Raw genomic sequence first — 21,567 nt, 5'->3', positions numbered from 1 at the left:
CTCCGTTGTCTGGGCTACTTACAGAAAGCATAGTGCGTTTCTCTCAAAAGCTAACAACCGAAGGCTCGCGTTTATTCACAAATGGGAAAAAATTTTCTCAGCTGTTCGTAATTTTGGCGCAGGTTTGAGTTTCAGCATCCCAAACCGAACCTGGTGCGCAGGACTGGGTTTGCTTGGAATGACCACTACAGGCCAATGCAACGGAGGCTGAGCAACCAATGGCCAAAGCACAAATCAGAATACGGATCATCGTGTTTCTCCTGTCCGGATTTACGCCCACATCATAGCTTGTTTTGACCCGTCTGGCAAAACACCAAGGCCCAGAACGCGTCCTGCGATCCGGGCCCTGCGAACCAACTGATCAGATTGGGTTATTCGCCAAACACACGGGCGAAGATCGTGTCGACGTGTTTGGTGTGATAGCCCAGATCGAATTTCTCTTCGATTTCTTCCGGGCTCAGCGCGGCGGTGACGTCGGAATCCGCCAGCAGTTCCTCTTTGAAATCGGTGCGGTGTTCCCAGACTTTCAGCGCGTTGCGCTGCACCATGGCATAGGCATCTTCGCGACTGACACCTGCTTGGGTCAACGCCAGCAGAACCCGCTGGCTCATCACAAGACCTGGGAACTTGTTCATGTTTTCGATCATGTTCTCGGGGAAGATTAACATCTTGTCGATCACGCCTGTCAGTCGCGCCAGTGCAAAATCCAGTGTGATCGTGGCATCCGGCCCGATCATGCGTTCGACCGAGGAATGCGAGATATCGCGCTCGTGCCAGAGTGCCACGTTTTCCATCGCCGGGATCACTGCCGCGCGCACCATGCGGGCCAACCCGGTCAGGTTCTCGGTCAGCACCGGGTTTTTCTTGTGTGGCATGGCCGAGGAGCCTTTCTGACCCATCGAGAAAAACTCGGCCCCCTCCAGCACCTCGGTGCGCTGCATGTGGCGGATTTCGATGGCGACGTTCTCGATGCTGCTGGCAATAACCCCCAGCGTGGCAAAGAACGCTGCATGACGGTCGCGCGGGATGACCTGAGTGCTAATCGGCTCGGGCACCAGACCCAGCTGGTCGCAGACATGCTCTTCCACACGCGGGTCAACATTGGCGAAGGTGCCAACCGCGCCGCTGATCGCGCCAGTGGCGATTTCAGCGCGGGCGTCGCGCATGCGGGAAAGGTTGCGGTCCATCTCGGCGTAGAAACGCGCGAAGGTCAGGCCCATGGTGGTTGGCTCTGCGTGGATACCGTGGCTGCGGCCGATGCGGACCGTGTCCTTGTGTTCGATTGCGCGGCGTTTCAGGGCAGCCAGCAGACCTTCGAGATCTGCGATCAGCAGGTCGGCGGCGCGGGTCAGTTGCACGTTGAAACAAGTGTCGAGTACGTCCGAGCTGGTCATGCCCTGATGGACAAAACGCGCCTCTTCGCTGCCGACATGTTCGGACAAATGGGTCAGGAAGGCGATGACGTCGTGCTTGGTAACCGCTTCGATTTCGTCGATGCGCGCCACGTCAAATTCCACATCCTTGGCCTTCCAGACGGCCTCAGCATTCTCGCGTGGGATCACACCCAGATCCGCCATGGCGTCGCAGGCATGGGCCTCGATCTCGTACCAGATGCGGAACTTGGATTCGGGCGACCAGATGGCGACCATATCGGGGCGGGAATAGCGTGGAATCATTGGCAGCGGCACCTTATTGTGATTTGGCAGGAGGCGTTGCGGCGGGGTTTAAACCCGCGCAGACAAAGGAACAAGGCGCGAGTGCGAATATGAGACGGTTTGCCCTGATTTTGGCCCTATGGCCCGGTTTTCTGGCGGCTGAGGAGTTCAGAACGCTGACGGGGGATGAAATTCTGTCTGCATTGACTGGACAGAAGCTCGATTACGGGGAAGGTATCTGGCAGACCTTCGACGATACGATGCTGACACAGTATTTTTCGGGCGGACCAAGCGCAGGGCGGTGGGCAGTGCGCGAGGACCGTTATTGCTCGGTCTGGCCGCCTTCGGATTTTTGGGCCTGCTATGATGTCCAGCAAAGTGGCAAAGTGATCCGGTTCGTTGATGATAACGGTGCCACGACCGACGGGACACTCGCCGAATGAGCCTGCCGCGCAGACTGTTGGATTTCGAAGGCCATTGGAGCCTGACCCGGACCATTCTGGACGCGCAGGCGGGGCAGGTGGTGCAGGCCGATGGTCACACGGTCCTGAGCCCAACCGAGGACGGCTTGATATACGACGAAGAAGTCACGCTGCGTTTGCCGGGGCAAGCCGAGATGAAAGGCACGCGCAGGTACCTGTGGCACGCGGCGCGTGAGGCGATTGCCATACATTTTGACGACGGCCGCTATTTTCACCGGCTGGCCTTGGGCCAGGCACATGCGTCCGACCACCACGATTGCCCGCCCGACAGCTACGATGCTGTCTACGATTTTTCAGCCTGGCCAGTCTGGTCAGTGCGCTGGATCGTCTCGGGACCCAGAAAATCTTATGAAATGAGCACCGAATATCGGTTAAGATAGCGTAATCATGTTGCAGTCAAAGCTCTAAGCGGGCATTTCTGCAGTTGAAAATAGGTGGAGACATAAGAATGAATGCGAATGTACTGGCCAATGCGATTGGCCCGCGCGAAGGCACCGCGCTGCGCGTCAAGCAAGTTGTGCTGGTGGCACTAGGTATTCTTGCGCTGGCAATAGCTGCCAAGATCAAGGTTCCAATGTGGCCTGTCCCGATCACTATGGGCACCTTTGCCGTGCTGACAATCGGCACCGCCTATGGCACGCGTCTGGGTCTGGTCACCATGCTGGGTTACCTGCTGATCGGCGCGCTGGGCTTCGACGTGTTCGCGGGCTCTTCGGCCGAAAAATTCGGTCTGACCTACATGATGGGCGGCACCGGCGGCTATCTGGTTGGCTACCTTCTGGCAACCGTTCTGCTGGGCGCACTGGCCGCGCGCGGCTGGGACCGTTCGTTCGGCAAGATGGCGTTGGCTCTGGTTCTGGCAAATGTCGTGATCTATGTGCCCGGCCTGCTGTGGCTGGGTCAGCTTTTTGGGTGGGATCAGCCGATCCTGCAGTGGGGTCTGACACCCTTCTTGGTGGGCGACGCGATCAAGCTGGTGCTGGCTGCACTGCTGATCCCTGGCCTGTGGAAACTGGTGGGCGACGCTCGTTCGTAATTTCCAACCAATCCAAATCTGACGAAGCCGCGCTCGGAGATATCCCGGCGCGGTTTTTTTGTACCCGCAGATCGGAATGCTGGACAAAAGGGGCCACTGCAGGTCAATCTGCATTCAATGAAATCATCAGGTTATTGAGATATGCGTATTCAATTTTCTTCGGCGCTCGCCGTTTGCGCCTCGCTATGGTTGTGCGGTGCGCCTGCGTCAGCCGACACTCCGGTCACTTATACGGACAACGGGCGGGCGCTGTTCGGCTTTTCTGTACCCGACTTCTGGGCGCTGCGCACCGGTGGCCCGCGCGAAATTGAAGATACCGAGCTGGGCGATGCACGTGCCGTGGCACGGGTCATGGGGATGCGGCCAGTCACGGACGACAATGTCTGGATGGGCTTTGTGTCGCCTGCGGGTGTGGCCTCGATCGAGGGCGGTCTTCGGTATCTTGAGGATATCGACAGGTTTCTAGTCAAGGATCCAACAGTGTCCGAGACCACCACGACGCGCATTGGCGGGTTGCCCGCGCGTGTCATTCGCGGGACCGGCAGTCGCGAAGGGCGCGGTGTGAGCTTCACAGTTTCCGTGATCGACTTGCCGAGGGGGCGTGTAGCCATTGCCGTGGCGATCCTACGGGACGGCGCCGATCCAGCTTATGTGGACGATCTGAACGCCGTGTTCGCGTCGTTCCGGTCCCTGCAGTGAGGAGGCGCACATGACCCGCAAATTGATCAAACGCGCAGCCCTTGCCCTTGGATTGGGGGCAGCAAGTCTGACGCTTTCGGCCTGTGACGGCGTAACCGTTGGCGTAGGATACGGGTATGACCCATTCTACGACTCGATGCTGTGGAATGACTATTATCATGACGTAGACGTGGATATTGACATCGACCGGCCGGATCGCCCCCGGCCGCCTGATGGTCGCCCACCTGCGCGCCCCGTTCCACCTATCGCCAAGCCACCGAATAGACCACCGGTGTCGCGACCGCCGAACAGGCCACGGCCTCCGGTTGCACGACCCCCGGCGGCACGGCCGCCTATTCACCGCCCCGCAGGCCGGCGCTGAACCGACAGGTCAGTCCAGTAATTCAGTTGTGATCTGGGCTGACCCTTCCAAGGTTCTGTGGACCGGGCATTTGTCCGCGATTTCCAGCAATCGCGCGCGTTGCTCGGCCGTCAGCGGACCTTCAAGGCGGATCTTGCGGCGGAACTGATCGACTTTTCCTTCGTTAGCCAGCCCCGCGTCCTGCGCATGCACCTTGTTGTGGCACACATCGACTGAAACGGTTTTCAGCGGCCACCGCTTGCGCCGCGCGTACATGCGGATAGTCATTGATGTGCAAGCCCCCAGACCAGATGACACAAACCCGTAGGGCGACATGCCACGGTCGGTGCCACCGTATGAGGCGGGCTCGTCCGCGACGGCATGGTGCCGGGGACCGGATTGAATGTCTTGAAGGAACCCTTCCGGATCAGCTTCGGTCACGCGAACAACACCTTCGGGTGCGCCAGGTGGTGGGGCCGGCGGGCAGAGCTTGACGTAGCGCGTAACCCATGCGGTGATCACGTCCGCCGCGTATTCTGCGTCAGATGCGCGGGTAATCAGGTGATCGGCGTCGTCGAGGGTCACAAAGCTCTTGGGATGTTTGGCGGCTAGGAAGATTGTGCTGGCATTGTCGATACTTACGGTCTCGTCCCGAGGCGCATGCAAGATCAGCAAAGCGGCCTTCAGGTCTGCGATTGCCGGTATCAGGGCCGCTTCGGAAATATCATCCACAAAGGCCTTGCCAATGCGGAAAGGACGTCCGCCCAACATCACGTCCGCTGATCCAGCCTGCGTGATCTCAGGCAGCGCATCTTCGAAGTGATGCGCCACATGGCCGGGATCTGCGGGTGCACCCAGAGTGACCACAGCTTTGACACTAGGAATCCCGGCACGGGCGCGCAACACAGCCGCACCACCCAGCGAATGGCCGATGAGCAATGCCGGAGCCATGTTGCGGCCAGCCAGATAATGCGAGGCCGCGATCAGGTCTTCGACATTGGAGGTGAAGGTTGTGTTGGCAAACTCCCCGCCGGAATGACCCAGCCCGGTGAAGTCAAATCGCAGAACGGCGATGCCCATCGCCGCCAGTCGGGCCGCAATCCTGCGCGCAGCAGGGATGTCTTTGGAACAGGTGAAACAATGCGCAAATAGCGCCGTGGCCAGGACCGGCCCGTCCGGCAAATCCAGGCGCGCGGCCAATTGGTTGCCGTCGTGACCGGCAAAGGTAATGCGTTCGGTGGGCATGACAGTTCCTTGTTCGTCGGGATGACCAATAGTGTGTGCTTCCTACTGGCCGCTCAACCCCATTGTAGGAAGCGTCACGGGAAGGTGAGTGAAGCGAACAGATTGAGCGCAATCCTTTGTCCGCCCTGTGAACCTAAAGCATCAAATTTCGTGAAGTATATTCTAAAATATATTCGTTTTACTAATTTACGTCACCACCCCATCTTACGACCATCGCAAACGTGCAGCCCAGGAGGTTCAAATGGCACATACTGCAATGGATCCACGGGGCGTGGTTCTACGCCCGGATATACTGGCCGTGATTGCTCTGACTGGGGTGATCGGATTTGCGCTTGGTCAAACCCTGCCGCCGGTGGCATCTACTGAGGCGCAGGTTGCTGATCCCGTGTCCGAAGACTGGCACGGAAATGTCAGGCGGTCACATTGGTCGAACTGAAACGTTAGCTCAGGCCCATGAGCTGTGAATCAAAGGGATAGGTGGTCAGGTTCTCATATCCGTCTTCGGTGATCAGAACCTGATCCTCCAGCTTGATCGAGAAATCTCCGCCAACCTCTCCAACGGCAGCCTCGACACACAGGACCATGCCGGGTTCGAGCGCGTAGTCGTAAGAGCCCGCCACTGCCTTGTCCGGATAAGCAACCAGAGGCCACTCATCGCACAAGCCGACGCCGTGCATCAGGCAGCCGTATTTCTGCGCCAGAAACTTGTCGTCCAACTTGTGAGCATTGGCCGTCAGTTCCGGAATCATCACGCCGGGCTTCAGCATCTCCATATTGGTCATGATATGCTCATGCGCGTGCTGCATGGCGTACACCATGTCGGGCCGCGGTTTTTCGTCGCCGATCCACCATGTGCGCGAGATGTCGATGCAGATGCCGTAGGATCCGATCAGGTCGGTATCAAAGGCGATGATCTCATTCTGTTGGGTGATCCGGGGACCGCATTCCTGAAACCAAGGATTGGTGCGCTGACCCGAAGCCAGCAGACGGGTTTCGATCCATTCGCCGCCGCGCCTGATGTTTTCGGCGTGCAGAACCGCCCAAATGTCGTCTTCCGAGGTTTTGCCGTCTCCCACATTGGCGCGCGCGAATTTTTCCATTTCCGCCACAGCGGTTTCGCAGGCGTGATTGGCGCAGCGCATGGCTAGGATTTCGTCCGGGCCTTTTATGGCGCGGGTCTTTTCCGTAGCCTCTTCGCCTTCCATGATTTCGAACCCTTGCGCCTCAAGCGCGCGCAGGCCGTGCAGCATGATCTTGTCCACACCGAGGCGCTTGTTGCCGCCACCATGTTCGTCGATCAGGACGCGCACCTCGTTTGAAAACACGTCCGCTGCCACATCTACCTTGTCGCCCCGGTCAAAGTAGAACAGGTCGGCGCCGGATCGTTGCTCGCGCACCAGTGGGTTGAACGTGGAAAGGAACGGAGAATTCTTATAGTCCCAAATCACCATGTAGCCGTCGGCGCACAGCAACACCGCGCGAAACGGATTGTGCGTGTTCCACAACTGCATGTTGGTGCTGTCGGTGGCATAACGAATGTTCAGCGGGTCGAACATCAGCAGCCCGCCATAGCCACGGTCGACAATGGCTTGCGTCAGTCGTTTCCAACGGTGTTCGCGCATCCGGGCCAGATCGGGCATGGCAAGGCCGGCCTTTTCCCATTCTGAAAACGCAAGCTGCGTAGGGCCAATTTCGATCCGGTCGTTTTCATTCGGGGTACCATCACCAAGAGTCGCACCTTTGGTCGGGTCGATCTTGCGGCTGTCGCGGTAGTGTCGGTTCATGGTGGGTCTCCCTGCCTGTTCTTTGAGCGTGAAGAATCAATCTCCCGACGTCTTGAAGGTTTGCGACGGTGCGTTCGTCGCTTTTTGACCGACAAGTGGAAATTCTGATGATACGTCAAATTCATGACGACCATTCTTCAGACTTCAATTCCGTATGACCCGCTGAACAAGCGCTCTTTGCCAGGCATTCAGCCAGCAAGCATGGACAACTGGTTGCACCGCGATGATGCGTTCGCCGCCCAGATGCAAAGACGCGAGGACCTGTTGGTCGGTCATCGTTCGGATGTTCTGGCGATGGATGCAGGTGCTAAACCCGCTGCGCAGGAGTTGTTGGATCTTGTCCTGAACCAAGTCTATCCCGAGTGCACAGATCACGTCGCTCGCCCGGACGGGACAGATGTTACGATCGATCCGGATCAGCCATTGGACACACTGTGCCGATTGGTGCAGGAAGATTTCTGCATCCTGCAAAAGCAGGGGGATGAACATGTTCTGACCGGTGCCATCCTGTGTTTTCCTGCCAGTTGGCGCTTGTCCGAGAAATTCATGCGGCCTCTGATCGACATCCATCTGCCTGTTGACAGCTACAACGCCGACATCGCCCGGCGGGTTCAGCGGTTGTTTGACGGGATACAACCGGGACGCCCTCTGTGGCGATTCAATGCGCTGTGGTATGAGGACGCCGAGCTGCATCAACCCCGCAGTGCATACGACCGGCGGGCCGCACAGGAGCCAGGGCACGCCCGGTTCCTGCGGAGTGAGCGGCAGACGCTGTTGCGACTGCCTGAGACGCAGGCCGTGGTTTTCTCGATCCATACATATGTTCTGGCGGCAGAGCAGGTGCCAAAAATGGAAAACCCCGCCTGATGGCGGGGCCTCCAAGGAGGGTCATTTCATACCAGGCTACATGCCCAGCGCGCTGGCAGCGCCCGCAAGTGCCCCGCTTGTGCTGAGAGCGGAGATCGCGATCGAATACACCAGCACCTGAGTGTTCAGGCGGAAGTCTTCGCCCCTTATCAGGTTCACAGCGGCCAAAGAGGCCGCAATCGGGACGGACACGCTTGCCACGGCACCCGTCAATCCCCAACTGGTCAGTCGGAGGATATCGCTGGGTTGCTCGTGGACGAGGGGGGGCGTGTCGTCCCGATCGGTAGGCTGCTCGATAGGTTCTGTCCGAAAAGCGATGCTGAGCAACTGCTCATCTGACAGCTGGATTGGCCGGGCTACTGGGGTCAGCGCCTTTTTTTCTGGCTCATCCAGGTCTTCTGCGTCAGTAACATTCAGTCCGGCAAACGGGCCTGTCACTGCCTCGAAAATCTGTTTTCTGTCACGCGGCCTGCTTGGGGCCAGCGTGTCAAATGCGCTCATGAATTGTTCGATGGTCAGAACGGTGTTGGGCGACAGCCATTCGACCCGCTGGGTCGCGCAGACGTCAACCATTCTGTAAAGGATCACGACCAGCATCAACTCGGAAACTTCGCTGTCATCCAATAGGGGGGAAACCGGGGTCACAGTGATCGTCAGCCGGTTATTCGGCAGGGTTACGATGGGCCTCTGGATTGTCTTCAGACCGGCGGCGCGGTTGAGGCGCTCGAACCGGTCTTCGGTTTCGGCGACCTTAGTATCCAGCGTCAGGCGCACCAGATACTGACTAGACACAATGCTGGCTTCGGTGCTGTTCTGCAGAGACTTGCGCTCGACCAGGTGACCATAGTCCGCAAGGGTCTTGGCAACGATGTCGCTGAACCGCTCGATCGCGTCTTCGGTCTTACCGTCGAATTGCAGACCACCGTGATAGCTGTGCTTCGGAGTCACTGCGCTGTCCTTTGTCGCATCCTGTGTTTGGAAACAATCTAGCAAGTGATCTGGGGCAGATTTGGGCAAAAATGGAAAAAAATGAGAAATCGGGCAGATTGATTACGCTATGGAAACCTAGGCATTTTAGGGGCCTTTTGACGTCTGTGGCGACAATGTGGCCGAAATCGGGTGTAACTGCCGGAATCCCAAGCCAGCTTCAACTGTCGATTCGGGCAGCCATTATTGCAATGGATTGTTGGTAAACCGAGGCGGCATTCCACTGTTGAATGACTGCAAAGTTTGGCTGACCCTGTTGATAGCCCCGACCGGGTTTCCAGCCCTTCTTACGCAGAAAATTGGCAGTTGAGGCCAATGCATCGGTCATATTGTAAAAGTCGACCTGACCGTCGCCGGTAGCATCAACCCCGTATTGCATGGCATTGCCCGGTAGGAACTGGGTGTGCCCAAGTTCGCCATGTTTTGCCCCTTTTGTCGCTGTCGTAATGCTGCCTTGATCGACCAGCTTCAGCGCCCCGATCGCGTGAGGAATGAAAAAATCGGACCTGCGGCAGTCATAGGCCAGTGTTGTGATTGCGGAAACAACCTGACTGTCCCCCATGAAGTTTCCGAACCCGGTTTCCATGCCGTGAATGGCGATCAGCACCCCGGCCGGTACGCCGTATTGACGTTCGAGTGCCGCATAGAATTGTGGGTTGCGCGCTTTGCGTTTGCGCCCTTGCGCCACGATGGTGTCTGCCCCTCGGACGCGCATGAACTTGTCTAACGAGTATTTAAAGCTCTTTTGATTGCGGTCCGCCGCAATGGTTCGCGTGGCGTATTGGGATTGGGCCAGTGCCTGCAATCCTTTCTTTTTGACGCCCGCACGTTTCGCCTGTTTGGCAAAGTCCTTCTTCCATGTCTCAAAGCCGCTGCTGGTGTTGCCGCAAGGTGCCGCGGAAGCAAGGGCGGGAAGGGATAGGGCGAACAAGAGAGCGAAGCGAAGCATCAGGGAAACCCGGAAAATTGCATTGTCAGGAAAAGAGTACGCTGCATTTCTCTGTCCGAAAAGACGTTAGTACAGGTCCAGCTCTCCGGTACCTTTCAGACTTTCAAACCACTCATCTGGTGTTTTGTCGATTTTGGCGTGTTTGACCATCATCGCGTTCATATTGGGTAGGTCCGAGGAATCCGGCCATTCCTCCGGTCGCCACAGGTTCGCGCGGATCACACATTTGGGGCAGTGTGCGAACACTGTTTCGACGTGAATGACCAAGGCCAGTTTCGGCGAGCGGTTGTTTATTGCCATGCTATCCAGCAAGTCGCGGTCTTTGCATAAACGGGCAGTGCCACGAAGGCGCAGAGTTTCCATCTTGCCCGGCACGAAGAATATCAGGCTGACACGTGGGTCCAGCAAAATATTGTGGAACGTATCCACGCGCTTGTTGCCGGGTCGATCAGGGATTGCGATCAGTGTGTCGGATAACACATTTACGAACCCTTCTGGATCACCTCGGGGCGAGATGTCCAGATGACCACCTGGATTGGCTGATGCGATCAGGCAGAATGTGGATTTAGCAATAAAGTCGCGGCACATCTGGTCCAGCCCGGACAGCTCTTTGGCGATGATCTGGGGCAGGGGCGCTCCGGTTATGCGCTCCAGTTCATCGCTCGAAGTCACGAAGTCTGTGAATTGAGAAAAGGGGGCGTCTGATGACATGCGATCTCTCCTAACCGGGTGGGTCGAGTGTGAGAGATCGTACCAAACGAAACAAGGGCGCCCGAGTGGACGCCCTTGAATTTTAAACAGCAAATCGGATCAGCAGCTGTAGTACATGCCGTATTCAACCGGGTGCGGGGTGTGCTCGTAGGTTTCGACTTCTTCCATCTTCAGTGCGATGTAGCCGTCGATCTGGTCCTTGGTGAACACGTCGCCCTGCAGCAGGAAGTCGTGATCCGATGCCAGAGCTTCCAGAGCTTCGCGCAAGCTGCCGCAGACGGTCGGGATATCGGCCAGTTCTTCGGCAGGCAGATCGTACAGGTTCTTGTCCATGGCTTCGCCCGGATCGATCTTGTTCTTGATGCCGTCCAGACCGGCCATCAGCAGAGCGGCAAATGCCAGGTAGGGGTTCGCCGCTGGATCGGGGAAACGAGCCTCGACGCGCTTGGCTTTCGGGCTTTCAGTCCACGGAATACGGACGCAACCCGAACGGTTACGGGCCGAATAGGCGCGCAGAACGGGGGCCTCAAAGCCCGGGATCAGACGCTTGTAGCTGTTGGTCGCCGGGTTGGTGAAGGCGTTCAGCGTTTTGGCGTGCTTCAGGATGCCGCCGATGAAGTACAGTGCCTCATCCGACAGATCGGCGTATTTGTCGCCTGCGAACAGTGGCTTGCCGTCTTTCCAGATCGACATGTTCACGTGCATGCCGGTGCCGTTGTCACCTGCGATCGGTTTCGGCATGAACGTGGCCGATTTACCGTAGGCGTGCGCAACATTGTGGATGATGTACTTGTACTTCTGCAACTCGTCGGCCTGTTTGGTCAGGCTGTCAAAGATCAGACCCAACTCGTGCTGGCACGACGCCACTTCGTGGTGGTGCTTGTCGACCTTCATGCCCAGACGCTTCATGGTCGACAGCATTTCCGAACGCAGGTCCTGCGCTTCGTCGATCGGGTTCACCGGGAAGTAGCCGCCCTTGACGCCCGGACGATGGCCCATGTTGCCCATCTCGTATTCGGTGTCAGTGTTCCACGACGCGTCGGTCGCATCAACTTCGTAAGATACCTTGTTGATGCTGTTGGAGAAACGGACGTCGTCGAACAAGAAGAATTCCGCTTCAGGGCCCATATAGGCCACATCACCGATACCTGATGCTTTCAGATAGGCTTCGGCTTTCTGAGCGGTGCCGCGCGGATCACGCTCATAAGCTTCGCCGGTGTCGGGCTCAACAACCGAACAGTGTACGCAGATGGTTTTTTCCGCGTAGAACGGATCGACATATGCGCTGTTGGTGTCGACCATCAATTTCATGTCGGATGCTTCGATCGACTTCCAGCCCGCGATGGACGAACCGTCGAACATGAAGCCTTCTTCCAGGAAGTCCTCGTCAACTTGGTCGGCCATCAGCGTGACGTGCTGAAGCTTGCCGCGGGGATCAGTGAAGCGAACGTCGACGTACTCGGCGTCCTCGTCTTTGATCAGCTGAAGAACTGCGTCCTTGCTCATAACTTAATATTCCTCTGCTTTGAGTTTGTTCTGTTACAGCGCTTCCGGGCCGGTTTCCCCGGTCCGGATGCGAATGGCTTGTTCAACGGGCGAGACAAAGATCTTGCCGTCGCCGATCTTGTCGGTCTTTGCTGCCGCGACGATAGCGTCGATGGCTGCGTCAACCTGATCATCGTCCAGCACGACTTCGACCTTCACCTTGGGCAGGAAATCGACGACGTATTCCGCGCCGCGATACAATTCAGTGTGGCCCTTCTGACGGCCAAAGCCCTTAACCTCGATCACGCTGAGACCCTGGACGCCGACATCCTGCAGCGCCTCTTTAACCTCATCGAGTTTGAACGGCTTGATGATCGCTTCGATCTTCTTCATTCCGGGCTCCTGTTAACTCTTGTCAGTTTGGCACTGACCACGTCTAAATTCGGGCGGCAATGTGATTGCGATACCGGCCCGAGCCGGGCGCTGAGAAAATGGGCGTCGGGTCAATTTTTGATCAACTTGCACAAAAAGTAAGCGAAACTGAATCGCCAGAGGATTTGAGATGACGGAATTGCTGACAGCGGCGCAGATGCGAGCAATTGAAACAGCGGCGATTGAGTCCGGTCAGGTGACCGGTCTGGAACTGATGGAGCGCGCCGGTCGCGGGGTTGTCGAGGCGATTTTTGAGGAATGGCCGGAGTTGGCGAAAACTTCGGGGTGTGCTGTGGTTTTGTGTGGCCCCGGCAACAATGGCGGTGATGGGTTCGTCGTTGCGCGCCTGTTGAAAGAGTGGGGCTGGGAAGTCGAGGTTTTTCTGTATGGGGACGCCGACAAGCTGCCAGCAGATGCGCAAATGAACTATGATCGGTGGCAGGAGTTGGGGGAGGTTGTTCCGCTGACTGAAAAGGACATGCGCAAGGGTGGTTTTGCCGATCTTTACGTTGACGCTCTGTTTGGGACGGGACTGAAACGCGGCTTGGACGGTGAACTGTTCAAGGTCGTTCGGCATCTTTCTGGTATGGATGGGGACGATTACACCGACCGCCTAGTCAGCATAGATGCCCCATCCGGCTTGTGTTTGGACAGCGGGCGGGTGTTGCATCAAGAGCCATTGAACCTATGGCCTCGCGAATTTCTGGACGGTGTGCCCGCAGAGATGCGAAACAAGGTTGCTACTGCGGGCGGCGCGCGCGCTTTGCATGACCGTTTTGCTTGGTTGACAGTGTGTTTCGACAGCCCAAAGCCTGGGCATTTTCTGGCGCAAGGGCCGGATTTGTGTGGCAAGCTTGCTGTGAAAGACATCGGTATTTCCAAGCAGCGTTGCCGCTTTAACGGTGAACCATATGACGATGCGTTCACGTTAGGACCAAAGCCTTTTCGCGGCGGGAACCGACCTGCTTTTCTAACCCTTGCCGAGGCACCTGGCCGCGCGAAGGACGAGCGAACATGGGGTGGTTTGCCGCTCTATCGCTTGCCCAAATTCAAACAGCAACACAAGTATTCCCATGGCCACGCCTTCATCTTGTCAGGTAGTTCGGGCAGGACCGGCGCGACGCGATTGGCAGCGCGCGGTGCTTTGCGGATTGGGGCCGGGTTGGTGACATTGGGGGTTCCGCCGGCGGCGCAGACAGAGGTTGCGGCACAGGTTACGGCCATCATGTTGCAACGGGTTGAGGGTGGCGACGGCTTGTCCGATGCTCTCAGCGATGAGCGGTTGAATGCGCTTTGCCTTGGACCTGGTCTGGGATTGGAGCGTGCGCGGGATCTGGTGCCGGTTGCTTTGGCGGCAAATCGGGCGACGGTTTTGGATGCCGACGCTTTGACCGCGTTTGCAGACGACCCTGCGGCTCTGTTTGACCAATTGCACGATAATTGCGTTCTCACACCGCATGGTGGAGAGTTCGCAAGGCTGTTCCCTGACATATCTGAAAAGCTCAAGGCGGTTCCAACCAAAGGCCCGGCTTATTCCAAGGTCGACGCAACGCGTGAGGCGGCCAAGCGGGCAGGGTGCGTCGTTCTGTTCAAGGGGTCGGACACGGTGATTGCCGCGCCGGATGGGCGCTGCGCGATCAATTCGGCCCATTATGAGCGTTCGGCACCGTGGTTGGCGACGGCTGGCTCTGGCGATGTGCTTGCCGGGTTTATCACCGGGTTGCTGGCGCGTGGGTTCGCTCCGATGCAGGCTGCGGAAACGGCGGCCTGGCTGCATGTGGAATGTGCGCGCCATTTCGGCCCCGGGTTGATTGCCGAGGACTTACCCGAGCAACTACCAGCGGTTTTTCAGAGTTTGGCTAAATGACGCATGGGCGGAAATTAGCCGCTTTTTTCAGCGTTCGGCAAGAAATAGCCGCACGTATACGCATCAGTGCATGTCATTCCTTTTGAAAGACATCAGGCAGAGTGGCAGACTTGTACCCAGATTTTCCTGCCTACGAAGCCTTGGTAGCCAAATCTTTGATATGATTAAAATTTACTTTCTGCCGATTTGAGCCGTAAGGCAGAAATCCTAAACGCGACTAACTCGGTTCCTTGCGGAGTGGTCCGTCACATCGGTTTTTCTTTTGGCGGTTCCCACAAACGAAACGTTCAAGGTGAATAAAATGACAGTGAATTTGAAACTTCCCTCGGTTGCCGCTGTTCTGGCGATGACCACGGCGATCCCTGCCGCTGCTGAACTAAAGTACGAAAATAACAGCGGCGGTTATGTGGTGCTGTACGGTCAGCTCGATCCAGTGATCGTATCGGTCGATGACGGTCAGGAGACCGAGACCCGGTTGCTGGACAATGACCTGTCCAACAGCCGCGTGGGTTTGCGCGTCATGCAACCTTATGGCAGCAATGAGTTCATGTTCCGGTTCGAAACCGGTCTGGGTCTGCCAAGTACCGGGACAGCCAACCAAGATGGTACCAACACCAACGGTTGGAGCCGTGAAGATATCCGTCACGTCGATTTCTCGCTCAAAGGTGGATACGGCAAGTTCTCTGCCGGTCAGGGTAGTATGGCCTCGGACGGGGCCGCCGAGACTGATTTGTCCTACGTCGGGACGGCTTTGTATTCTTTTACGAACGATGAAAACGGCGCGTTTTTCTACCGGGGAGCAGACGGTGTCTTGAGTGGCATCACCGTTGGCGACTCGGCCAGCAACTTTGATGGCGCGCGTCGGGGCAGGGTCCGGTATGACACGCCCGATTTCAACGGCTTCTCAGCGGCGATTGCTTATGGTCAGAACATCCTTTCCAGCAGCGACGACGACGATTATTACGATCTCGCGGTCAAGTACCGGAACACCTTCACGAACGGTGTCGAGTTCGCAGCGAGCATTGCCTATGCAGTAAGGGATTTCGACGGCCAACCCGGCGAACGCAAGGATACCATTGGGTCCGCGTCGGTCCTGTTGCCCAGCGGGTTCAGCTTTACTGCAGCCCTCGGCACGCGGGACGATACCTCTACCGGCGCCAGCGATCCGGATTACTGGTACACTAAACTTGCTTATGAAGGGGATTGGGTGTCCTGGGGTAAAACCGGCGTTGGTATCGACTATTTCGACGGTTCCGATTTCGAAAATCAGGGGTCCAGCACCAAGTCCTGGGGTATTGCCGTTGTTCAGCGGATCGACGCGATTAACACAGACGCCTACCTGAAATACCGCAACCACGATTTCGACGACACGGTCGACTTTGACAAGAACGAAGCCTGGGTGCTGGGTGCGCTCTGGAAGTTCTGACGGCGTTTCCCGTAAACTAACGGCGCCCCGGTCTGACTGGGGCGTTTTTTTTGTTCAAATCGGCGGCAAAACAAGGCTGATCTGGCCATTGCCTCTTGCACGTAAGCGGCTGGGCAAATAGAAGGCGTCAAATTTGCCCGGCGCGCCGTTTTGCGCGCCCCGAATCCTATGGGGACTACCATAATGCAGGTTACCGAGACGCTGAACGAAGGTCTGAAACGCGGCTACAATATCATCGTATCCGCAGCCGAGCTGGACGACAAAGTTAACGAGAAACTGGTCGAAGCGCAGCCGGAAGTCGAAATGAAAGGTTTCCGCAAAGGCAAAGTGCCGATGGCATTGCTGAAAAAGCAGTTCGGTCAGCGCCTGTTGGGCGAAGCGATGCAGGAAAGCATCGATGGTGCGATGAACCAGCATTTTGAAGACAGCGGCGAGCGCCCTGCGCTTCAGCCCGAGGTCAAAATGACCAACGAAGACTGGAAAGAAGGCGACGACGTCGAGGTCGCAATGTCCTATGAGGCACTGCCTGCGATCCCCGAAGTTGACCTGAAATCGGTCGAGCTGGAAAAGCTGGTTGTCAAAGCGGACGATGCAGCCATCGAAGAAGCGCTGAACAGCCTGGCCGAAACCGCGCAGGACTTCAAAGCGCGCCGCAAGGGTTCGAAAGCCAAGGACGGCGATCAGGTTGTGATCGACTTTGTTGGCAAAGTTGACGGCGAAGAGTTCGAAGGCGGTTCGGCTGAAGACTATCCGCTGGTTCTGGGTTCCAACAGCTTCATCCCCGGCTTCGAAGAGCAGCTGGTTGGAGTGAAGGCCGAAGAAGTCAAAGACGTCAACGTTTCCTTCCCCGAGGAATACGGCGCAGAGCATCTGGCCGGCAAAGACGCCGTATTCACTTGCACCATCAAAGAGGTGAAGGAACCCGTTGCTGCGGAAGTAAACGATGAGCTGGCAACCAAGTTTGGCGCAGAAGATCTGGCCGCGCTGAAAGGTCAAATCGCCGAGCGTTTGGAAGCGGAATACTCCGGTGCATCGCGCGCGGTCATGAAGCGTGGCCTGCTGGACGCGCTGGACGAGAAGGTATCCTTCGACCTGCCGCCGTCGCTGGTTGAAGCCGAAGCCAAGCAGATCGCACATCAGTTGTGGCACGAGGAAAACCCGGAAGTGGAAGGTCACGACCACGCTGAGATCGAGCCCACAGACGAGCACAACAAGCTGGCCGAACGCCGCGTGCGTCTGGGCCTGCTGTTGGCTGAACTGGGCCAGAAGGCCGAGGTTGAGGTCACCGACTCTGAGATGACCCAGGCGATCATGAACCAGGCACGTCAGTACCCGGGTCAGGAACGTCAGTTCTTTGAGTTCGTGCAGCAGAACGCTCAGATGCAGCAACAGCTGCGCGCGCCGATCTTCGAAGACAAAGTCATCGACTACGTCTTTGAACTGGCTCAGGTCGCGGACAAAGAAGTCAGCAAAGACGATCTTCAGAAAGCCGTTGAGGCACTGGACGAGGAGTAATCCTCGTTCGCCCATCCCCATGGGCGTAAAAAAATACGGAGCCGTCTGAAAAAAGACGGCTCCGCTTGGGTGGCTTTAACCTATGAGGTGAGGGGGTCAGGCCTCATGAGCAAAAGCACGGGGGGTTCTTAACAGAGCGGTCTTCTGCTCTGGCGTAAAGCGGTCTGAAAGCGCCTCGATCAGCCTCAGGACAGACTCGACTTCGGTTTTCGATGTTGCCGAACTCATCTGTTCGACAAAGTACTTTTCCAACTGAGTCAGCGGCTGGTGGTCGTAGTTTGCGGCACTTGGCTTGGCCTTTGCGCCCTCAAACAACTCCAGCGCCTGTTCTTCGGTCAGGAAGACATCGTGTTCAATGTCGGCGTAATCCCGAATTCCAGCGATCCGTTCATCCGAACAGTCCATAAGGGCGGCCATGGCCACAACCTTGCCCATTGGCTTGGCGGTCCCAAGATAGTCATAAGGCGCATTGCCGGACCGTTGCAGGACGCGGTTCATCACCGGATCGATCACGGCGATAGAGTCCAGAACACCGGCCATCTTGGCATATTCGAACGAGCCAATCATGATCTCGCTGGTGACATAGGATACCGAGTTTTCCCCACGTCCTCGCCCAAGCTTTTTGGTGTCGACGCAAAACCGGGTTGCTTCCCAGACCTGCGCGCTGCGGATCGGCGGTTCGCCGTCTAGGATTGAATGAAAAACATCGGACAGCATGTGTGGCCCGGTCGTTTGCAGTAGTCTCATGCACCCAACAACGTCCCCCTCGTCGTCGATGCTAACTACATGTGCTGGATGAAGGTCGTCAAAATGGTCGCGTTCGCGCCCATCAACGATATTTACATCCCAACCAAGGCGGTCGCCAAAAACGCGCGCGCGCAGTTTGTACATCTCGTCCAAGACATGCTTAAACTTATTCTGGTTGATACCATCAATTACGATGATCATTTCCATCCCCCTACAGTCTGGTTACCGTAAGGATGACGTTAACTAAGATTTGAGCTAAGACTATTGGGGGTTTCCCGTATTTTTTGATCTTTTTTGATTATCCTGGGGCAATTAGGCCCAATCCAATAGCTCTTCCAATGGCTTGCGGTGTTGTCAACGCGCCCATTTTTTCACGCCCGGATCGCATATGAACTTCGACGGTTCGGTGGGAAATCGACAGGATATCACCGATGTCTTGCTGTGATTTTCCGTCCGCAACCCACTGCAGGATCTCTTTCTCTCGCGTCGAAAGGGCTGGTAAATACAGTGCTTTGGCCAGCAGGCCAGACTGCATCACGGTATCATGCGCTGTAACTGCGGCCATCTGCAGGTCCCCCATCACATGTTTCTTCAGCTTTGCCCACTCGGAATCCGAGCAATTTCGGGTCACATTCAGCAAGCCACATTCCCCGTATGGGCCACGTACCGGAACGGTTAAGCCACGGGAAGTAATGCCAAAATCATGCGCGTCCCGAAAAACCGAATGGAACTTTTCGTCGTGATTAAATCTGCCCCAGTCTACCGGAGCGATGCTGAGCGCAGATTGATACAAGGTCGGATCGAAATGGTGGAAGCCTTGGCTGCCATAGTGAATCTTCCATTCGTCCGGGTAGTTGGCATACCCCTGAACGTCACCCTTTACAGGGTTAAAAGTGGCATAAGACGCGTAATCGAAACCCAATTCATCGCAGACAGCATTAATTATGTCGGCTGCCGACTTTTCCTCGTGGTCGATCGCGGCCAAGTCTATAAGTTTCACCTGTCCAACCCTTGCGGCGGCAAATCTTTCCCCAAAGACATGCCAAATCTGTCCATTTCATCGAATACGTTGCGTCAACTGTGGTGCCTGACGCAAGCTAATTATGCATATCGCTTAGGCATAATGCGTGGTTATGGCAACAGAATACCTTAGCGATTACATAAGTCATTATTGCAACCTTTACGCTAATGACAAGCTATATCCTTACCCGACGTCACTCTGACCTTAGGCCAGTTTCAACCAGCATCCCGGCGGCCTTCGCCTCGGGATAGTAACCTTTGGCATAAAGGAAGATAGCCCGCTTCTGGTCGCCGTCTGACAAGAGCCACGCCCCACGCAGGTATTTTCCGGCAAACTCCAGATTGGTGTCTGCATCCAACAAACCCTGAGCGTTGCCTTTGTACCCCATGGATCGCGCTGTCGCGGGCAGGATCTGCAGCAACCCGTAATATGGCCTGTTGACGGCCCATGGGCGGTGCGTGCTTTCCCTTATGGCGAGCTTGTGCAACAGCTCGCGCGGCAGTTCATAATGGTCAGCCCACTTGTTGATTGATGCACGCAATTCAGGGGTTTCATTGGGGTATAGCGGAGGATCAAAAGGGGCATTGCGAGAGCTCTGCTTGCCATCCAGGCCGCCGCAGGCAGCCAGGGCAGGTGCGCCGAGTAATGCAACAAGTAAAGCGCGGCGCGTGTAGTGGGGCATGTGTAGTCTCCGGATGGGGTTTGGCCGCATGATAGTCCCGTCGAATGCAACCGCAAGCAGACACACAGTCCGCGCGCTGATTTATGCCGGGTCTCGTTGCGTCATAACTTGGTACCAGAGTGTTCCGTAATTATCAGGTCGGAAAGGCGCGTCGTTAAATTTCGACCTGGAACCACATAATGATATCGGCAAACCAGATCTTGTTCTCTGTCGCGCGAAACTGAACGGTGTTGTTGATCCCCGGGTTCAGGACGGTTCCGGGAAAGGCCTCCCATAATCCCCGAATGTCGCCGCCCGATATGGACGGGCTATAAACGAAGGTGTCGTTAATTTCGATCTGAAAAGCCCCTCCGGACGGCGTTGCCCAGGCTTTGAAGGCAAGGATAGGCTTCGCGCGGTTGGTTCCGATGATCAGGTTGGAAGGGATCGGGTCGCTGAAGGTCTGGCTTTCACCGGGGTTTAAAGAAAAAGAGCCATCATTCACGACGATGTAGTTGCACAAGGATGCCATAGTGGTTTCTTCTGTCGGATCGCGATCCGCCCAGATGTGCGATCACGCAAATTGCTAATAAAATGAACTTCAAAAAAAATGCGGCTGGGGCGGCAGGGGCCGCGTGACCGTAGGATAGCATAATTTCAATCCAAATTCCTGGTCGTGCCTGACGTCACTCTTTGTCACGGTCTGGGGTTCGAACACAAAAAAAGGCCGCGCCCTTCGGCGCGGCCAATCAATCTTTCAAAGGCAGCCGGATCAGGCTTTGGCTTCGTCTTCCTCAGCCGGGGCCTCTTCGGCAACCAAATCGTCATCGTCGGAAGCTGCGGAACCGATATCGTCGAACAGTTCGGCGATTTCGAATTCTGCGGCGGCCTCTTCTTCGGCAGCCAGTTCCTGGATCGACTTGCCCGAAGCCTGCAGTTCGGCTTCTTCTTGCGAACGGGCAACGTTCATTTGGATCTTGACTTCGACCTCGGGGTGCAGCTTGACCGCCAGCGAGTGCAGGCCAAGCTCTTTGATCGGAGCGATCAGAGCAATCTGCTTTTTGTCGACGGTGAAACCAGCTTCGGTTGCGGCATCTGCGGCGTCACGCGGGGTGACCGAACCGTACAGAGCACCAGCATCCGATGCCGAGCGGATCACGATGAACTGCTGACCGTCCAGCTTTTCAGCCAGAGATTCAGCTTCTTTCTTGGTTTCCAGGTTGCGCGCCTCAAGCTGCGCTTTTTGGGATTCGAACGACGCAATGTTGGCGTTCGAAGCGCTCAGCGCTTTGCCTTGGGGCAGCAGAAAGTTGCGGGCGTAGCCAGGCTTGACGTCAACGACGTCGCCCATCTGACCCAGTTTCGCAACGCGTTCCAGCAGGATAACTTGCATATCAGTCTCTCCTTACTTCACAGCGTAGGGCAGCAGGGCGAGGAAGCGGGCGCGCTTGATAGCACGGGCCAGTTCACGCTGCTTTTTTGCCGAAACGGCGGTGATGCGCGAGGGAACGATCTTGCCACGCTCAGAGATGTAGCGCTGCAGCAGACGTGTGTCTTTGTAATCGATCTTCGGCGCGTTGTCGCCCGAGAACGGGCAGACCTTGCGGCGGCGGAAAAATGGTTTTGCGGCCATGGTATATGTCCTTTCGTCAGGCGTT

Annotated in this window: 25 protein-coding genes; 10 read left to right on the top strand and 15 right to left on the bottom strand. The window is 56.6% G+C overall.

Annotated features, from left to right (window positions below):
- Positions 1 to 97: 97 nt before the first annotated feature.
- A complete protein-coding gene (locus tag AC2FIO_RS08185) occupies positions 98 to 250 on the bottom strand; it encodes a chitin-binding domain-containing protein (protein ID WP_160116474.1) in 153 nt (50 codons plus the stop codon).
- Positions 251 to 371: 121 nt separating this feature from the next.
- Positions 372 to 1,676, bottom strand: coding sequence for an adenylosuccinate lyase (gene purB / locus AC2FIO_RS08180; protein WP_496696840.1), 1,305 nt, complete (start codon positions 1,674 to 1,676; stop codon positions 372 to 374).
- Between the two features lie 89 nt (positions 1,677 to 1,765).
- Between purB and AC2FIO_RS08175 the strand changes: the two genes are divergently transcribed.
- The 5 genes from AC2FIO_RS08175 (at position 1,766) to AC2FIO_RS08155 (ending at position 4,233) form a co-directional block, all read left to right on the top strand.
- On the top strand, positions 1,766 to 2,098 hold the full coding sequence (locus AC2FIO_RS08175; RefSeq protein WP_160116473.1) for a hypothetical protein: 333 nt from the start codon (positions 1,766 to 1,768) through the stop codon (positions 2,096 to 2,098).
- The gene (locus AC2FIO_RS08170) at positions 2,095 to 2,517 is read left to right on the top strand and encodes a DUF6314 family protein (protein ID WP_282120433.1); all 423 of its coding nucleotides are present in this window, start codon (positions 2,095 to 2,097) and stop codon (positions 2,515 to 2,517) included. The genes AC2FIO_RS08175 and AC2FIO_RS08170 overlap by 4 nt, the downstream gene beginning before the upstream one ends.
- Positions 2,518 to 2,585: 68 nt before the next feature.
- Positions 2,586 to 3,173, top strand: coding sequence for a biotin transporter BioY (locus tag AC2FIO_RS08165; RefSeq protein ID WP_282120434.1), 588 nt, complete (start codon positions 2,586 to 2,588; stop codon positions 3,171 to 3,173).
- 141 nt (positions 3,174 to 3,314) lie between these two features.
- The gene (locus AC2FIO_RS08160) at positions 3,315 to 3,872 is read left to right on the top strand and encodes a hypothetical protein (RefSeq protein ID WP_496696837.1); all 558 of its coding nucleotides are present in this window, start codon (positions 3,315 to 3,317) and stop codon (positions 3,870 to 3,872) included.
- A 10-nt stretch (positions 3,873 to 3,882) separates the two neighbouring features.
- Positions 3,883 to 4,233, top strand: a complete 351-nt coding sequence (locus AC2FIO_RS08155) for a hypothetical protein (protein WP_108860327.1) — start codon at positions 3,883 to 3,885, stop codon at positions 4,231 to 4,233.
- Positions 4,234 to 4,242: 9 nt separating this feature from the next.
- Here AC2FIO_RS08155 and AC2FIO_RS08150 read toward each other — a convergent pair whose 3' ends face one another.
- Positions 4,243 to 5,457: a bifunctional alpha/beta hydrolase/OsmC family protein gene (locus AC2FIO_RS08150; RefSeq protein ID WP_108860328.1), complete on the bottom strand. Its 1,215-nt coding sequence runs from the start codon at positions 5,455 to 5,457 to the stop codon at positions 4,243 to 4,245.
- A 241-nt stretch (positions 5,458 to 5,698) separates the two neighbouring features.
- Here AC2FIO_RS08150 and AC2FIO_RS08145 point away from each other — a divergent pair, with 241 nt between their 5' ends.
- Positions 5,699 to 5,893, top strand: coding sequence for a hypothetical protein (locus AC2FIO_RS08145; protein ID WP_109311422.1), 195 nt, complete (start codon positions 5,699 to 5,701; stop codon positions 5,891 to 5,893).
- 4 nt (positions 5,894 to 5,897) lie between these two features.
- Here AC2FIO_RS08145 and dddP read toward each other — a convergent pair whose 3' ends face one another.
- Positions 5,898 to 7,241, bottom strand: a complete 1,344-nt coding sequence (dddP, locus tag AC2FIO_RS08140) for a dimethylsulfonioproprionate lyase DddP (RefSeq protein WP_496696834.1) — start codon at positions 7,239 to 7,241, stop codon at positions 5,898 to 5,900.
- A 123-nt stretch (positions 7,242 to 7,364) separates the two neighbouring features.
- Here dddP and AC2FIO_RS08135 point away from each other — a divergent pair, with 123 nt between their 5' ends.
- A complete protein-coding gene (locus AC2FIO_RS08135; protein ID WP_496696833.1) occupies positions 7,365 to 8,108 on the top strand; it encodes a heme-dependent oxidative N-demethylase family protein in 744 nt (247 codons plus the stop codon).
- 36 nt (positions 8,109 to 8,144) lie between these two features.
- Here AC2FIO_RS08135 and AC2FIO_RS08130 read toward each other — a convergent pair whose 3' ends face one another.
- The 5 genes from AC2FIO_RS08130 to AC2FIO_RS08110 form a co-directional block, all read right to left on the bottom strand.
- A complete protein-coding gene (locus AC2FIO_RS08130; RefSeq protein ID WP_282169331.1) occupies positions 8,145 to 9,056 on the bottom strand; it encodes a hypothetical protein in 912 nt (303 codons plus the stop codon).
- A 199-nt stretch (positions 9,057 to 9,255) separates the two neighbouring features.
- Positions 9,256 to 10,044: a lytic murein transglycosylase gene (locus AC2FIO_RS08125; RefSeq protein ID WP_496696832.1), complete on the bottom strand. Its 789-nt coding sequence runs from the start codon at positions 10,042 to 10,044 to the stop codon at positions 9,256 to 9,258.
- A gap of 66 nt (positions 10,045 to 10,110) precedes the next feature.
- A complete protein-coding gene (locus AC2FIO_RS08120) occupies positions 10,111 to 10,755 on the bottom strand; it encodes an MSMEG_1061 family FMN-dependent PPOX-type flavoprotein (RefSeq protein ID WP_496696830.1) in 645 nt (214 codons plus the stop codon).
- 99 nt (positions 10,756 to 10,854) lie between these two features.
- A complete protein-coding gene (gene glnA / locus AC2FIO_RS08115; protein ID WP_058277498.1) occupies positions 10,855 to 12,261 on the bottom strand; it encodes a type I glutamate--ammonia ligase in 1,407 nt (468 codons plus the stop codon).
- A 33-nt stretch (positions 12,262 to 12,294) separates the two neighbouring features.
- The gene (locus AC2FIO_RS08110) at positions 12,295 to 12,633 is read right to left on the bottom strand and encodes a P-II family nitrogen regulator (RefSeq protein WP_058274017.1); all 339 of its coding nucleotides are present in this window, start codon (positions 12,631 to 12,633) and stop codon (positions 12,295 to 12,297) included.
- 169 nt (positions 12,634 to 12,802) lie between these two features.
- Here AC2FIO_RS08110 and AC2FIO_RS08105 point away from each other — a divergent pair, with 169 nt between their 5' ends.
- The 3 genes from AC2FIO_RS08105 to tig all read left to right on the top strand — a co-directional run bounded on the left by AC2FIO_RS08105 (position 12,803) and on the right by tig (position 17,480).
- The gene (locus tag AC2FIO_RS08105; protein ID WP_496696827.1) at positions 12,803 to 14,539 is read left to right on the top strand and encodes an NAD(P)H-hydrate dehydratase; all 1,737 of its coding nucleotides are present in this window, start codon (positions 12,803 to 12,805) and stop codon (positions 14,537 to 14,539) included.
- Between the two features lie 301 nt (positions 14,540 to 14,840).
- Positions 14,841 to 15,965: a porin gene (locus tag AC2FIO_RS08100; RefSeq protein WP_496696825.1), complete on the top strand. Its 1,125-nt coding sequence runs from the start codon at positions 14,841 to 14,843 to the stop codon at positions 15,963 to 15,965.
- A 183-nt stretch (positions 15,966 to 16,148) separates the two neighbouring features.
- Positions 16,149 to 17,480 (top strand): trigger factor, encoded by a 1,332-nt coding sequence (gene tig, locus AC2FIO_RS08095; RefSeq protein ID WP_282151585.1) that lies wholly within the window; start codon positions 16,149 to 16,151, stop codon positions 17,478 to 17,480.
- Positions 17,481 to 17,576: 96 nt separating this feature from the next.
- On the opposite strand, the gene AC2FIO_RS08090 is transcribed toward tig, so the two are convergent.
- The 6 genes from AC2FIO_RS08090 to rpsR form a co-directional block, all read right to left on the bottom strand.
- Positions 17,577 to 18,428 (bottom strand): acyl-homoserine-lactone synthase, encoded by an 852-nt coding sequence (locus tag AC2FIO_RS08090; protein WP_496696823.1) that lies wholly within the window; start codon positions 18,426 to 18,428, stop codon positions 17,577 to 17,579.
- Between the two features lie 97 nt (positions 18,429 to 18,525).
- Positions 18,526 to 19,227 (bottom strand): LuxR family transcriptional regulator, encoded by a 702-nt coding sequence (locus AC2FIO_RS08085; RefSeq protein ID WP_058274014.1) that lies wholly within the window; start codon positions 19,225 to 19,227, stop codon positions 18,526 to 18,528.
- Positions 19,228 to 19,441: 214 nt separating this feature from the next.
- Positions 19,442 to 19,930: a lytic transglycosylase domain-containing protein gene (locus AC2FIO_RS08080; protein WP_282120445.1), complete on the bottom strand. Its 489-nt coding sequence runs from the start codon at positions 19,928 to 19,930 to the stop codon at positions 19,442 to 19,444.
- A 154-nt stretch (positions 19,931 to 20,084) separates the two neighbouring features.
- A complete protein-coding gene (locus AC2FIO_RS08075; protein WP_282169338.1) occupies positions 20,085 to 20,441 on the bottom strand; it encodes a hypothetical protein in 357 nt (118 codons plus the stop codon).
- Between the two features lie 240 nt (positions 20,442 to 20,681).
- Positions 20,682 to 21,302 (bottom strand): 50S ribosomal protein L9, encoded by a 621-nt coding sequence (gene rplI / locus AC2FIO_RS08070; RefSeq protein WP_058277502.1) that lies wholly within the window; start codon positions 21,300 to 21,302, stop codon positions 20,682 to 20,684.
- Between the two features lie 12 nt (positions 21,303 to 21,314).
- Positions 21,315 to 21,542 carry a 30S ribosomal protein S18 gene (rpsR, locus tag AC2FIO_RS08065; RefSeq protein ID WP_005982441.1) on the bottom strand — a complete coding sequence of 76 codons (228 nt, stop codon included), beginning with the start codon at positions 21,540 to 21,542 and terminating at the stop codon, positions 21,315 to 21,317.
- Positions 21,543 to 21,567 lie beyond the last annotated feature (25 nt).

This window comes from Ruegeria sp. CDSB086 (genome assembly GCF_059611065.1).
The sequence above is the reverse complement of the archived record's forward strand: the minus strand, read 5'-3'. Positions and strand labels throughout refer to the sequence as shown.

Bases quoted from the DNA above. Each gene is read 5' to 3' on its own strand.
- AC2FIO_RS08105 (WP_496696827.1), top strand. From the start codon at position 12,803: ATGACGGAATTGCTGACAGCGGCGCAGATGCGAGCAATTGAAACAGCG.
- AC2FIO_RS08170 (WP_282120433.1), top strand. From the start codon at position 2,095: ATGAGCCTGCCGCGCAGACTGTTGGATTTCGAAGGCCATTGGAGCCTG.
- rplI (WP_058277502.1), bottom strand. From the start codon at position 21,302: ATGCAAGTTATCCTGCTGGAACGCGTTGCGAAACTGGGTCAGATGGGC.
- AC2FIO_RS08155 (WP_108860327.1), top strand. From the start codon at position 3,883: ATGACCCGCAAATTGATCAAACGCGCAGCCCTTGCCCTTGGATTGGGG.
- AC2FIO_RS08165 (WP_282120434.1), top strand. From the start codon at position 2,586: ATGAATGCGAATGTACTGGCCAATGCGATTGGCCCGCGCGAAGGCACC.
- AC2FIO_RS08185 (WP_160116474.1), bottom strand. From the start codon at position 250: ATGATCCGTATTCTGATTTGTGCTTTGGCCATTGGTTGCTCAGCCTCC.
- AC2FIO_RS08125 (WP_496696832.1), bottom strand. From the start codon at position 10,044: ATGCTTCGCTTCGCTCTCTTGTTCGCCCTATCCCTTCCCGCCCTTGCT.
- AC2FIO_RS08150 (WP_108860328.1), bottom strand. From the start codon at position 5,457: ATGCCCACCGAACGCATTACCTTTGCCGGTCACGACGGCAACCAATTG.
- dddP (WP_496696834.1), bottom strand. From the start codon at position 7,241: ATGAACCGACACTACCGCGACAGCCGCAAGATCGACCCGACCAAAGGT.
- purB (WP_496696840.1), bottom strand. From the start codon at position 1,676: ATGATTCCACGCTATTCCCGCCCCGATATGGTCGCCATCTGGTCGCCC.
- AC2FIO_RS08090 (WP_496696823.1), bottom strand. From the start codon at position 18,428: ATGATCATCGTAATTGATGGTATCAACCAGAATAAGTTTAAGCATGTC.
- AC2FIO_RS08110 (WP_058274017.1), bottom strand. From the start codon at position 12,633: ATGAAGAAGATCGAAGCGATCATCAAGCCGTTCAAACTCGATGAGGTT.
- rpsR (WP_005982441.1), bottom strand. From the start codon at position 21,542: ATGGCCGCAAAACCATTTTTCCGCCGCCGCAAGGTCTGCCCGTTCTCG.
- AC2FIO_RS08120 (WP_496696830.1), bottom strand. From the start codon at position 10,755: ATGTCATCAGACGCCCCCTTTTCTCAATTCACAGACTTCGTGACTTCG.
- AC2FIO_RS08100 (WP_496696825.1), top strand. From the start codon at position 14,841: ATGACAGTGAATTTGAAACTTCCCTCGGTTGCCGCTGTTCTGGCGATG.
- glnA (WP_058277498.1), bottom strand. From the start codon at position 12,261: ATGAGCAAGGACGCAGTTCTTCAGCTGATCAAAGACGAGGACGCCGAG.
- AC2FIO_RS08080 (WP_282120445.1), bottom strand. From the start codon at position 19,930: ATGCCCCACTACACGCGCCGCGCTTTACTTGTTGCATTACTCGGCGCA.
- AC2FIO_RS08145 (WP_109311422.1), top strand. From the start codon at position 5,699: ATGGCACATACTGCAATGGATCCACGGGGCGTGGTTCTACGCCCGGAT.
- AC2FIO_RS08075 (WP_282169338.1), bottom strand. From the start codon at position 20,441: ATGGCATCCTTGTGCAACTACATCGTCGTGAATGATGGCTCTTTTTCT.
- AC2FIO_RS08160 (WP_496696837.1), top strand. From the start codon at position 3,315: ATGCGTATTCAATTTTCTTCGGCGCTCGCCGTTTGCGCCTCGCTATGG.
- AC2FIO_RS08175 (WP_160116473.1), top strand. From the start codon at position 1,766: ATGAGACGGTTTGCCCTGATTTTGGCCCTATGGCCCGGTTTTCTGGCG.
- AC2FIO_RS08135 (WP_496696833.1), top strand. From the start codon at position 7,365: ATGACGACCATTCTTCAGACTTCAATTCCGTATGACCCGCTGAACAAG.
- tig (WP_282151585.1), top strand. From the start codon at position 16,149: ATGCAGGTTACCGAGACGCTGAACGAAGGTCTGAAACGCGGCTACAAT.